The 11,758-nt window shown below is 52.6% G+C and carries 12 protein-coding genes; all 12 read right to left on the bottom strand.

What is annotated here, in order from left to right:
• Window positions 1-1,220, bottom strand: a 1,220-nt coding sequence (locus tag PV433_RS10350; RefSeq protein ID WP_332072070.1) for a hypothetical protein, incomplete at its 3' end; no start/stop codon positions are given.
• A 135-nt stretch (window positions 1,221-1,355) separates the two neighbouring features.
• A complete protein-coding gene (locus PV433_RS10345) occupies window positions 1,356-2,387 on the bottom strand; it encodes a hypothetical protein (RefSeq protein ID WP_332072069.1) in 1,032 nt (343 codons plus the stop codon).
• A 5-nt stretch (window positions 2,388-2,392) separates the two neighbouring features.
• Window positions 2,393-2,809 carry a RusA family crossover junction endodeoxyribonuclease gene (locus PV433_RS10340; RefSeq protein WP_332072068.1) on the bottom strand — a complete coding sequence of 139 codons (417 nt, stop codon included), beginning with the start codon at window positions 2,807-2,809 and terminating at the stop codon, window positions 2,393-2,395.
• A gap of 130 nt (window positions 2,810-2,939) precedes the next feature.
• Window positions 2,940-4,376: a replicative DNA helicase gene (gene dnaB / locus PV433_RS10335; RefSeq protein WP_332072071.1), complete on the bottom strand. Its 1,437-nt coding sequence runs from the start codon at window positions 4,374-4,376 to the stop codon at window positions 2,940-2,942.
• 1 nt (window position 4,377) lies between these two features.
• Window positions 4,378-4,737, bottom strand: a complete 360-nt coding sequence (locus PV433_RS10330; RefSeq protein WP_332072067.1) for a hypothetical protein — start codon at window positions 4,735-4,737, stop codon at window positions 4,378-4,380.
• Window positions 4,697-5,722: a replication protein gene (locus PV433_RS10325; protein ID WP_332072066.1), complete on the bottom strand. Its 1,026-nt coding sequence runs from the start codon at window positions 5,720-5,722 to the stop codon at window positions 4,697-4,699. Before PV433_RS10325 ends, PV433_RS10330 begins: the two co-directional genes overlap by 41 nt.
• Before the next feature lie 14 nt (window positions 5,723-5,736).
• The gene (locus PV433_RS10320; RefSeq protein ID WP_332072065.1) at window positions 5,737-5,937 is read right to left on the bottom strand and encodes a DUF6906 family protein; all 201 of its coding nucleotides are present in this window, start codon (window positions 5,935-5,937) and stop codon (window positions 5,737-5,739) included.
• Window positions 5,938-6,093: 156 nt separating this feature from the next.
• Window positions 6,094-6,714 carry a hypothetical protein gene (locus PV433_RS10315; protein WP_332072064.1) on the bottom strand — a complete coding sequence of 207 codons (621 nt, stop codon included), beginning with the start codon at window positions 6,712-6,714 and terminating at the stop codon, window positions 6,094-6,096.
• A 174-nt stretch (window positions 6,715-6,888) separates the two neighbouring features.
• Window positions 6,889-7,596, bottom strand: coding sequence for an MBL fold metallo-hydrolase (locus PV433_RS10310; RefSeq protein WP_332072063.1), 708 nt, complete (start codon window positions 7,594-7,596; stop codon window positions 6,889-6,891).
• A complete protein-coding gene (locus tag PV433_RS10305; protein WP_332072062.1) occupies window positions 7,596-8,540 on the bottom strand; it encodes a recombinase RecT in 945 nt (314 codons plus the stop codon). The genes PV433_RS10310 and PV433_RS10305 overlap by 1 nt, the downstream gene beginning before the upstream one ends.
• Complete coding sequence (locus PV433_RS10300; RefSeq protein WP_332072061.1) at window positions 8,485-10,521, bottom strand: AAA family ATPase; 2,037 nt, start codon at window positions 10,519-10,521, stop codon at window positions 8,485-8,487. Before PV433_RS10300 ends, PV433_RS10305 begins: the two co-directional genes overlap by 56 nt.
• Window positions 10,518-10,961, bottom strand: a complete 444-nt coding sequence (locus PV433_RS10295) for a hypothetical protein (RefSeq protein WP_332072060.1) — start codon at window positions 10,959-10,961, stop codon at window positions 10,518-10,520. The genes PV433_RS10300 and PV433_RS10295 overlap by 4 nt, the downstream gene beginning before the upstream one ends.
• Between the last annotated feature and the right edge of the window lie 797 nt (window positions 10,962-11,758).

Below are 11,758 nucleotides of genomic sequence, written 5' to 3'. Positions count from 1 at the left end.
TGGAACAACTCCATTGCTGCGCGCCCGCGATCCATGCTCGCCGACTCGATCTCTGAAGCGAAAAGCTCAACCATCCTTACGGTATCAACACGCTGTCCTATCGGATGCTCGCCCTGGAGGATCGGCAAACGAATAAACATATACCCCTCGTTCCGTTCTCGCTCATACTCCAGCTTACGAACCCGAATACGCAATTTATCAATCACTTCGTTCGCGGACTCATTTTCAGATCTCAACCGGTTATTTTCTTTGAAGATACCGATTGCAATATCGCTTTCTCGCTCATCGATTTCTACCAGACGACGGTTCTCTGCCATGAGTTCGTTGATTCTGTCATTAAGACCGGCATTGACCAGATCCCGTTCCGCAACGATTTTCGACCATTTATCGATAATTCCATTAATCTCCGTTTCCTTGTTCTGCTTCAGCTCGTGGAGCATGCGCTCGGCATTTTCGTTCTCTCGCTTCCGTTCTGCAGCCATCTCCTCAAGCTGTATCTCGAGGTTTTCACTTTCTTCCCTCAGGCGATTTGCTTCGGCCTGCCACGTCTCGGCCAGTTCCGTCACGTCGTTAAGCTCTTTCTCCTTGTCGGCCGCACGTTGTTCGACCCGAGAAAGGATTCTGTCTCCCGTAAGAGGATCCGTCTGCTCGCTGCGCTCCTCATCAGTGTCCGGATCGGCGGGGGATATACCGGGAGGGGCCACCTCAGTCGGCCTCAAATTTCCCAGAGCCATATCCTCCTCGGCCTTATTTTTCAAGCCCCAGCCTTCGAGTTTTGCATAGAACGGGACCGTATTAGCTCCGATCGAGCGCATGATCTTGGTTCTCGTCTCGCCGGCGGCCCGGCGTGCGAGGTACTGCTCCCGGGTAAGCTCATCCAGCTGTTTTTTCGACATCGCCTCTTCCTCCCGCTTGCGATCGATGAGGTTCCACTCTTTCAACTGTCTATTCAGCTTGCTCTCTTCGTTGTTAAAGTGCGTCAATGTAATGTCCTTGCGGCCTTTCCCAGCGATCCGAAGATGCAGGTACTGATCCCGTGCGAGCGTCGGCTCCCACGCCTTGACCTGGGGACCAGCCTTCTGTTTGAGCTTTAACTCCAGTTCTGCCATCTCTTCTGGCGTGAGGACACCTGGCTTTACCGGTCCGTTTGCACTGCTGCGCCGCTCAACGTCCTTATCTACGAGTGGTATCCGACCGCCTCCGACGTTCAAGATTTCCATTGAGCATTCCCCTCCCGATGTTAACGCCCCAGCCAATTGCTCGGCGGGGGCGCTGTCGTCTGCTAGATGTTCAGTTAATGGTTTTATACGTCTGCCCCTTTGAAGGGCTTAAAATCGATTTAAAGAGCTAATTTTTCATTCCCCTGCCACTTGTTGCGCGGCCGCCTTATCCTTGTACCGGCGCCAGAGGTTACCAAGCTCTTTATTACCAACACCAATCGTTTCGGAGATCGCTTTCCACGTCTCTCCCGCATTACGGCGTTCGAGCAGTGCAGGGAAGTCGTACGGGATGTCATCGAAAACGGGGCGCTTCTCCAGAATATAGGTTTCAACGTCAACCGGATCGGCCGCTGCATCCCGCTCCTGCTTGTCTACACCAGCAGCGTCAGGGGAATCGGTTTCGTCCGTTTGCCCTTCGCCCAAAACCTCACGCTCCCAGTCGCTCAGTTCGTCTTTGTCGTCATCCGCTTCTTCGTCCGAATGTGCATCCCACTCCAATTCGTCCTCATTAGCGGATGGCGCTCCGTCTTGTACTTCCTGGATGACACCGCCGGCGTTAAGTAAATCCTCGATCGCGTAGCAGCCCTCTGAATGGTCCAGACCGAGCGTATCCCTAACTTCGCCATTGGTGATGTGGCCCATATCTTCGCCATTGACATATTTTTTCGGAGTCCGACCGGTTCCGCTGACGATCGGGAAAACGTACTCGATCAAATTGTCGTCTTCTTCTCCGCCCTCAACCTGCCCCTCGTCGGAGATGTTGTGGACCGTAATTACGATCTCTTTGCCGGCATACTCGTCAGCAGGATCGTCCGTCTGCCCGGGTTGATCGGCACCATCGGGAGCTGATTGCCCTTCGGTCTTGACTTCCGCCAGTCCGCCTTCCCCATCCGCTGGTGATGCGTCGTCGAAATTAAGCTGCTTCTCCAATTGGACGACACCGTGCTGATCGGCCGTAAAGGTCACTACCTTACGTTCCGGACGCTCATCATCCATGTCCATTTCCTGCTGCGGATCTTCAAAGGTGACATGGACCTGCTGTCCCTTCATGCGAACAAGCTTTCCAAGTGTGGCGTCGGTGGTGTTTTCGGGAAGAATCAACGTCAATTTGTTCTTCGATGCCATATTCAGTCCATCAAATTTTGCAGAAAATTCAGTGTGTGCCATTCTGTTCACTCTCCAATTTGTCTTATTTTAATTTCGATACGCGGTCGTACGCCGTATCGTTTGCGGACGTAAGCATCTACTACTTGGCTGTCATCTTTCCAGATCACGCCTTTAAGAGCGTCCTTTACAGCTTTCAGGTAATTATCCGCATCCGGCTTCGATGTGGGGAGAATTTCGCCACGCTCTGCAGCGACCGCCTTTTTCTGACTAAAGCTCTTTGGAATAGGTCTGAATGCCGTAACCATCATAGCCAATGGTCCTTCAAGCAGCGCGGGCGGCGCATGCTCGGCGGCAGCCAAACGAATATAGTCCTTGTAATCCCGGCTCTTTTTTGGATCATACAACCGGACAAAGCCGCCCTGCGAAGAAGCCCGGGGACGCCCCTGTGCTACCGGTTCGCCGTATATGGTAAACTGGATCACTTGGCTCGCCTCCTCGGCCGGATCGGTACCGGACACGGTCGCCGTAGCGTGTACACCTCGCCGACTACTTGCCCACCGTGTTTGATTACGATCCGGTTCCGCATTTGGAAAATCGGGTCAAGCTGCTTTTTTATGCCCATCGTTTCCGATCCCTCTCTTTCACAGAAGTGGGCTTCGCCTTCGCCTGTTGTTGCTGCTCATGCGATCGATCCAGATTAGCAAATTTATTAAATTGCTTGAGGAAGGCCAGTTCAACCGTACCGACCGGTCCGTTCCGCTGCTTCGCGATAATGATTTCGATGATGTTCTTTTTCTCGGTCTCCCTGTTGTAGTAGTCGTCCCGGTACAGAAACGCGACGATATCGGCATCCTGCTCAATCGAGCCGGATTCCCGAAGGTCAGACATCATCGGCCGCTTGTCTTGCCGTTGCTCGACACCCCGGCTGAGTTGTGAAAGCGCAATGACAGGTACGTCCAGTTCGCGGGCAATCTGCTTAAGGGTCCGGGATATGTGAGAAACCTCTTCTTGCCGATTGGTTCCTGGGCGTCCTACGCCTGTGATCAATTGCAGATAATCGATAAGGATAAGCCCCAGCCGCCCGCCACGATCCTTTTTTAGCGCCCGACACTTGGCGCGAATATCGTTGACGGTGACTGTAGGCGTATCGTCGATATGAATTGGTGCCGATGTGATCACCCCGAGAGCCGTAGTGACCTTTTCCCATTCCTCCGGCAGCAACTCCCCTGTCCGCATCCGGCCCGCATCGACATTCCCTTCGGCCGCAACCATCCGTCCCATCAGTTGGACAGCGCCCATTTCCAAACTGAAGATGGCCACGTCTTCGCCAAAGCGGATAGCAACGTTTTGGGCGATATTGAGGGCGAAGGCTGTCTTACCAACCGAGGGCCGTGCTGCGACTATAATCAAGTCGGATCGTTGAAAGCCTGCTGTCACCCGGTCCAGATCACGGAAACCCGATGGAATGCCTGTAATACCTCCGGCGTCCTTATTCGAACTTGCTTTCTCGAGACTTTCGAAAAATTCGATTCCCACGTCCTTTACCGATCGGAAAGGCCGACTTACAACGGTTTGGGACGCCAACTTCTCTGCTCTGTGCTGCATAAGTGCGATCAACTTGCTTGGATCGTCCGTTGCCCATGCTTCTTTTTGCAGCCGATCAATTGACCTGATCGCTTCGCGATGATTGTATTTTTCTTTGACAATCCCGGCGTAAAATTCGAAGTTCGCCGCGGTCGGTACGTGATCAGCTATTTTGCTTAAGTAGCTGACTCCGCCGATTCCATCCAGCTGCTGACTATCTTGCAGTTGCGATGTCACTGTTACCAAATCGATCGGTTCCTCAGCGTCGTAAAGCTCAAGCATAGCTTTGAAAATTTGCTGGTGCTTGGTGACATAAAACTCATTGCCGCGGATGAGGTCGGCCGCTGTATCCATGACCTCCGGTTCAAGCAGAATTGCGCCTAGTATAGCCCATTCTGCTTCCATGTTGTGCGGTGGTACCCTTAGTTCCTGTTCTTCACTGGGCGGCTCCGGAAGCGGCGGCATTTCAGCGCTGGACACCTAATCTCAACCTCTCCTTCATTTCGGCCACGCACGGTGGAAGCGGAGCAGGCGGCAGGCTGCGGTGAGCATCCATCTCATCCAGCATCGCGCGTGTCTCCGCGGCATTTGGGATATCGGGTCCATATGCTGCCTGTTCCGGAAACTCGGCCAGCACACCAGGGTGAGGTGGGAACCGGTTATCTGGGTTACGGATATACCGGAGAAGGTTTTCCTCAGCCAGACCATACGGCACGTCCTCGAGCGTCTTGCGCCAAAGCTCGACCTTGTAATCGTCATAAGTGAACAGGCCGCAATATGCGTTCTCAATCACCAGGAAAATCTTCCGTATCTCGCTCTCTTTCACGCTGCTCCGCCTCCCTGATTTTTTGAGCTGCTAGTTCGTTTTGAAGCTGTTGACGGTTTGGCTTTCCTGTTGTGCCACTACTTCCAGCAACCACTAGCGTCTTGTTAGAATCCTTATGAGTACCGCCTCGCTCCTTGTACCCAAGAAGGATGCCGTTAATATAAGCGAGAGACCGTTTATTTTGTCTAACGGATTCCCGCATTGCATCGAGCAGCCACTCCCCACCGTGGGTGTCGAATTGATCTTGCAGGTCCTCGACCTCCAATTCGGTGATCTTGCCGTCTCTCGCGAAATGTTGTTCGTAGATCCTATAAATCCGCGGAAACGAAAAATCTGGTTGGGTTGATGATGATGATTGCTCTGTATCTTGATTAGTATTAAGTTCCTCAGTATCTTCTTTAATATCTTTAATACTTTCTTTAATAATGTCTTTAGGCGCCCCGGAAGCCGCGTCAGACAAGGGCTCGTCGGGGGTCGAGTTTCCCTTTTCGGGAAACTCTTGTTTCCCGTTTTGGGAAGTTTCTGTTTCCCTTTTCGGGAAACTCTCTTCTTCGGTGTTTCCCGTTTCGGGAAGTTTTCCTTCCCGTTTTGGGAAGTTTTCTTTCCCGTTTTGGGAAACTTTTCGGTTGAGATTTAGGGCGAGAAGTTCGTTAAATCCTTCCTCATCCCACGCTTTGACAAGGCTGACATACCAGCTTTCGTAATCCTTATTTATCTCGAATGTCTTATTTTCGCGATCCCAGATCAAGACTCGGCAGCGTTCCAGATATTCAAGTTCTGCTTTTACTTTCGTTTCTGAAACCCCACATAGTTGAAATTGTCTCATCCGCGGGATGTATGCATAGCGTTTCTGGCAGCCGTAGGAGAGGCGCCATATGAGAAACAAAATGTCCTTTTGCCGCTTGGAAAAGTCCCGGCGGATGACTTCGTCCCATATCTCGTTGGCAATGCGTACAAACCCGTGTTCTAGTTGTGGATTGGCCATCCGCCGCCCTCCCCTTAGCCTATCGGAATGACTTTGATCGCCCCCGTATGCCGGTGGACCAGGTGTAAAGCCCCCGGCAGGCGCTTCGTAATGAGCCAGTTCTCGGGATTCGAGCCGTTCGCAGCGAGCACCTTCATTTCACGCCGTGTTGGGCGTTTCCCTTGCTTCATATCGATCGCTCCCGCTTTGTCTTCTCCTGCCAGTCCTTCGTCCATCCGCAACGCTTCGCAGCTATAGCCTTCAATCGTTTTCCTTGCGTATAGCCAACGAACATATCGGTCGCCCGCTCGTAATACATGCCGTTCAGTTGCGCCGGCCGAGCCGAAGATAGCTCCCGTTTCGGAGCCTCCGGCTCGACGCTAGCGAAAAGGTCAAGTAGTTCCACCTTCATTCTGTAAACCACCCTCCTCCAGCAAAGCAGCCTTCTCCTGAAGGCTCTTGAGTAGGTGCGGAATATTGAGCCTATTGATGAGGTCGGCCGAAAGTTGCGCCTTTAGATTGCTTTCAAGGGTCTTTATGATCGTCTGCTCTGCATCCTGACGAGCAGTTTTAATCAGATTGCTCACCTTGCCGACAAGCTCTTTTTCGAGGAACTTGTTTATGAAGAATTCATGTATCGAAACCTTCGCATCACTTGAGTATCTCGGTTCTTTACCGTCCGTGTCATACACCTTTCGCTTCAAGAACTCGTCGTACTTAATGCCTACGAACTCCCCGAGTGAGAGCATTTGAACCTCTGAACTCCAGGTGCTTGACTTGTACGGGATTTGCAGGGAATTGACCTTCTCGGACATGACTTTTTCCAGAAAATCATCGGTCACCTTATTAGCAATTTCTTGCATCTTCCCTTCGAGCATTTTTTGAGTAGTGTGCTCCACTCGCTCTGTAAATCTCGTTTGGAGATTTTGAATTACTTCCTGTTTGATTGTTGAATCGAGATCACCTTCCTCAGATATCCAATCAAGATCTAATTCAATTTTCACTTTTGCCATCTATTCGTTTCCCCCTGTTAGCCTCGCACAGCACAAACGGCCGCTGTGTCCGGATCGGTTTATAGTGCGGATATGATTTTTCAAGATACTGTACGATGGCCGCCTTGCGCTCTTCTGGTGAAGTAAGGTCCCAAATCGCTTGTGCGATCAGGACCTTTTGAGGAACGCTATGGATCATCGCTCAGCCACCCGGACGACCGCACCGGTGACCTCCTGCACTTCTCGGCGGAAGCGCTCCGCATCGCTATTCCTGTCGCTCAAATGGAGCAGCCAGACCTCACGGAGCGAACGCATGTCGTTGGCTCGCAAAAAGTCTTTGACGTGCTCCAGGCTGAAATGGGAGGTCAGCAGGCGTCGCTTCTGCGACGGGTGAAGTTCGCCCGCCTCCACCCGCCTGTTTACGATATCTAGCGCGTAATTACATTCGACCATCAGGTGTGTGATACCGCCGAACCGGTATTTGCAATAATATGTATCAGTCAAAAATACCAGTTTGTCGCCCGTCGGATTCGTAAGGAGGAACCCCAGTGGCTCCTCCACATCATGCTGAACGTCGAACGGCAGGATCGTCCAGGTGCCAATCGTGAATTGCTTGTGCGACTCGATGGTCCGCAGGCGGTGGCCGGAGAGACCGAGTGCGGCCGCCGTCCCGGTACCAGTGTAAACCGGGACGCCCGCGCGCATGATGTCTTTGGCCGCTTTGCTGTGATCGCCGTGTTCGTGGCTGATCAGGCAGCCGGCGAGCTGCGTAACCTTAAAATCCAGCGCACGTTGTATGTCTCGATAAGGTAGGCCCGCTTCGATGAGCAGCGCAGTGCGGCCGTCCGATACCCGGTAGGCGTTGCTGGCGCTGCTGCTGGCGATGGGATAGATATCGATCATTAGAAATCGAGCTCCATCGTGTCTGCGTTCGGGTTTGTTCCTTTCTTCTCAGGTGCCGGTATATCTTCCGACTGAGATTTGGGCGGCTCCTCGTCAGCAGTTGTTTGCTGCGGCTCCGCTGTTGGAGTCACGTCGATCACCTCGCGGTTCGCGTTCTCAGCGATCTCCTGATCTGCATCAGCTTCTGCAAATTCGGACTCGGCTTGCCGCAGCCGCATATAATCGTCGTCGATTTTCTGGCTGTCGATCGTGACGTCACCATGAGCTGCCCGGTATATGGTCTTCCAAACCATTTTTTCGTACCAACCTTCAACCGTTTCGGTGCCTTTCTTGACGTTCTTTTTCTTCTGATCGTCCCACTCCCATACGTCCTTTTCCCCACCCCAAAATTCGGGGCTTGCTCGATCAGGTCGACGTTTCAGGATATCTTTCAAGTTCATGACAACGAGTTTGTTTTTCTCCGGTCGCTGAAAGTATTCGTGGTAGTAAAAGCCGCCGACTATATCGCCCCGATCAAACTCATTTATGACTTCAAATTCATAGGTCTCGACTTTGTTGTTCCGGTCCTTCTTGAACGATTTGAAACGGTCAGTAGAATAAACGACCTCAACAATAACACGGTCCGGAACATCAAGCCCGTACTTCACTGCCTTCAGTTCCATACCGCGATAACCCTCGACGAAGCCAATGTCATACTTGCCGAGAGCCTTATTGAAGAAAGGAACCATGTTTATGTGATTTTTTTGCGCAGGATCAAAGCCTATCCGAGCATGAGCGACCACATCGCGGGACAATTTTTCCATGTTAACGTTTTGCCAAGTAATCGGTGGGCTTTGACTATTTTTGCTGCTTTTCTGGCGCTTTTCCTCGGCCAGTTTTAGGGAAGCGTCAAGCGAGATGAAGTAATTTTGTGCGAGTCTCTTCTGGAAATTGGTCAGCGCCACTTCCCCGACCCCTGATGAAAAATTGGAAACTACCATATTCATGAATCGTTCGGATTGCGTTAATTCCTTCTGCGTCGGTCTCAGGTCGGACCGTGACAGCCTCGGCGTTGTCATGCCAGATGGGGGCCGACACCCTGTAGTGCTGGGATAACGTATTGATGATGTCGATCCCCACGAGATACTGCGCGGCATTATTGAGCCCTTTGTCGTACGGAACGCCGTTGTACAGCGTATCGCAGCATTCGTCCAGACCGCCGTTAATCTGCTCACGGAACAATCGGAACCGGGCGAACCGGAACTTGCTGTCGATCCGGTTTTGAAGCAGATTGACTTTGGTCCGGACAAACTCCTCGGTTAAAAAGAGTTCATGCTGTAGCTGCTCGTACTCAGCGGCAAGCTTTGACTCCTGCTGCTCCAGCTCCGCGATACGCGCCTGCTGCTTGCGGACCTGCTCGAATTTGGCTTTATCTGCTTCAAGCCCGCCTATTTCCCGCTGCAGATCGGCGATCGCTCGTTCAACCGTTTCCGCCGCTTGGCGGCCACTGCTGCGCAGATCAGCGATTTCGACCCGGACACGCTCCGCTTCCTGCTGGAGTTGGACGAACTCCGGATCGGTGGCTGGGTCCTGGATACCAACGCGAAGTCGTTCCAGTTCGGCGCCCGCTTCACTTGCTTGCGTCTCGAGCGGTAGCAGATCGTTTTTAGTTTTCTCGATGTCTCGGCGATAGCGGTCGTTCTCGATTCCAAGTCGTTCCGCTTCCTCCTTGGCCGAACGGCCGCGCCGCTGAATCACTTCCAACTGCTCGGCTTTGGCGCGATTGAAGGCTGCGAGCGCCTTGTCATGAGCCTCCTGTCGCTTGTCCTCCGGCAGCAATTGGCCGCAGGCGGGGCAATTGTCGTCCGCGTCGTGGATGTGCTCTATGGCTTTGGCTGCTGCAAACTCTGACCTAAGTTGACCACGCTTTTGGTTCAAATCTTCAATGGACCGGTCGTTCTGTCTAATCCGGTGTTCGCCGTCATCGATGACGCGCCGTAATCGGTCAATATCCTGATGGAGCTGAGAAACAACATCACGCTGCCGTGCTACTGCGTCCAGCACAGCCGTCTGGAGACGGTTTTTGATTGCAAGTACCTCGGCCTCGATTTCCCGCAACCGCAGCTCTTTCGTTGCGATCTCGCCGCCGTCCTTGATTCGGGCCAACTCCGTATTTTTTTCAGCGATCCGCTTCCGAAGAGACTCAATATCCTCCCGCAGCAATTCCTCGCTCAACTCCGAGACGTCCGGCATGCCGCGCTGAGCTTCGCTGATTCGGATAGGAATGTCCTTGTTCTCCTGTTTGATCCGGGACATCCTATTTTTCAAGTGCTCCTTGTGCTTCTCCACGTCCCGTTCCCGGAGGACTGCCTCCAGTGGGGCGAGGTCCGGCTTGCTGTGGATGACCTCTGCATCCGTCACGTCGCCGCATACTTCCAGCAGCAGCTTGCGCCGCGCCCGCCAGTCGAAATGCTTTTCATCATTGAAATAGGAAGGGTTTGTCAGGAGTTTGAACAAATCCTCCGGGATGAGAGCGGCGACTTCGGCGTCATATTCCCGCTTGCCGACCGGCACATCATCCACGTAATAGGCGGTTTCATGGCCCTCGAACGTTTCCCGGAGCGCACCGCGCTTCTTCGTCCATTTTTCTGAGAACACCCGCCGGAAGGTGCGGCGCCGACCTTCGACCATCAGAACGCTTTCGACCTCATGCTCGAGACGATGCTGCCGGACCTTGCCGGCCGGGTCGAGTTCCTTGATTTCGAATGTCGTGCTGTTGGTGCTGTCCTTGCCGAAAAGATGCCAAGTAAAACCGTCGAATAGCGTCGTCTTGCCAGTGGCGTTATCGCCGTAAACATCGAGGTTTCCGCCGTTCGCCTCGAGGACGAACTGACGGAAACCCTTGAAATTCCGGAATGTAAGACGATCAAGCAAGATTTTTTTCATACCGCCACCCGGGATGCATATGCAACGGCAGTAAGCGAGATAAGCTCGTTGCGCTTACTATCGAATCGTGCAGCAGCCGTCTTAAGATTGAATTCAGCATCTACCAAAGCTTCGCGTTCATGCGTAGTGAAAGTGCGCATATGCGCCGCACGGATCTCTGCATTTTTGCCGTCGACTCTATTGCCAAGGAGCAAGTCGTCCTCCTTTTGTTGCAACATCTCCTTGGCAGAAGTGAGTCGAGCTTGTGCCTGAATTACAGCCTCCTGGGCCGCGTCGATCTCCTTCGGTAATAACAGCATTCTCTCGAGTTGTTCCTTTGTGAGCATATGTGCCTCCTTGTCGCCCCCATCCATTCGTGCTAAAATGGGGGCATCTGTAAGTATTTTTTGCGATAGCCCGTTGCCGCGGGCTATTTTTTCTTTTTCGAATTGCTTCCGCAATCTTCGCATTTCCTCGGATAACCGGGTTCTTCGCCATCATCGATGTACGTCCCGCATCCTTCGCATAGAATTCCTTCCAGAATCATTTCAGCAACCTCACCCATTGCAACCCCTCCTTCCCTATGTATTGCGCGGCCGATCTGGCGCGACCGCTCGCCCCGGTTCAGGCTTTTTGAAGGGGGAAAACAGCACCGGAAACGCGAAACCCCCACGATATGAAAGAGTGGGCAAGGATTTGCACCTTGCATAGCGGGCATTTCTTATGACGGGTAGCAGCACCCCTGACTTTTCTGGTCGATCCGACATACTAGCTTGGTCGTGGGAACTCGGCGTTCTCTTTCCGCGCCGTCCAAGTCTTCGCCGGGACTCACCTAATCGTATCCCGCCTTGCATTTTAAGCGTCTACCTTATTCCGCCACCACTCTGATGCGTCAGCCGCATCATCAAACGCCGAAGTCAACAGCCAAGGGGGAAGGACCTCGTTCGACGCTTGATGATACGGCCAAAAAGGCCATATTTTTGTCAAAGAACAGTGCGGATATCCGCGACGGTGCATCGGTACCCATCATCTCCGAGGACTAAGAGTCCGTCCTCAATCAACTGGCGTCGGCAGCTTGCCAACAAATCTTCATGATCAAATTGCAATTGTTCGCTTCCCATTGTTACGCACTCTCCCACTATAAAGTAATGTTTTCTCCTGTTTTCTCGCTCATTCTTAGTTTTTCAACTTTGACAACCTATGTCCGCTGGAGGAAGATTGAAAGAGATGTAAATATTTCTGCATGGGCTGTGGCGGG

Source organism: Paenibacillus sp. GYB004, from assembly GCF_036577605.1.
Classification (GTDB): Bacteria; Bacillota; Bacilli; order Paenibacillales; family NBRC-103111; genus Paenibacillus_AB; species Paenibacillus_AB oceani.
The sequence above is the reverse complement of the archived record's forward strand: the minus strand, read 5'-3'. Positions and strand labels throughout refer to the sequence as shown.

Coding starts and splice junctions, on each gene's coding strand:
- PV433_RS10310 (WP_332072063.1), bottom strand. CDS start 7,596: ATGATCGATATCTATCCCATCGCCAGCAGCAGCGCCAGCAACGCCTAC.
- PV433_RS10325 (WP_332072066.1), bottom strand. CDS start 5,722: ATGGCCAATCCACAACTAGAACACGGGTTTGTACGCATTGCCAACGAG.
- PV433_RS10320 (WP_332072065.1), bottom strand. CDS start 5,937: ATGGACGAAGGACTGGCAGGAGAAGACAAAGCGGGAGCGATCGATATG.
- PV433_RS10315 (WP_332072064.1), bottom strand. CDS start 6,714: ATGGCAAAAGTGAAAATTGAATTAGATCTTGATTGGATATCTGAGGAA.
- PV433_RS10300 (WP_332072061.1), bottom strand. CDS start 10,521: ATGAAAAAAATCTTGCTTGATCGTCTTACATTCCGGAATTTCAAGGGT.
- dnaB (WP_332072071.1), bottom strand. CDS start 4,376: ATGCCGCCGCTTCCGGAGCCGCCCAGTGAAGAACAGGAACTAAGGGTA.
- PV433_RS10345 (WP_332072069.1), bottom strand. CDS start 2,387: ATGGCACACACTGAATTTTCTGCAAAATTTGATGGACTGAATATGGCA.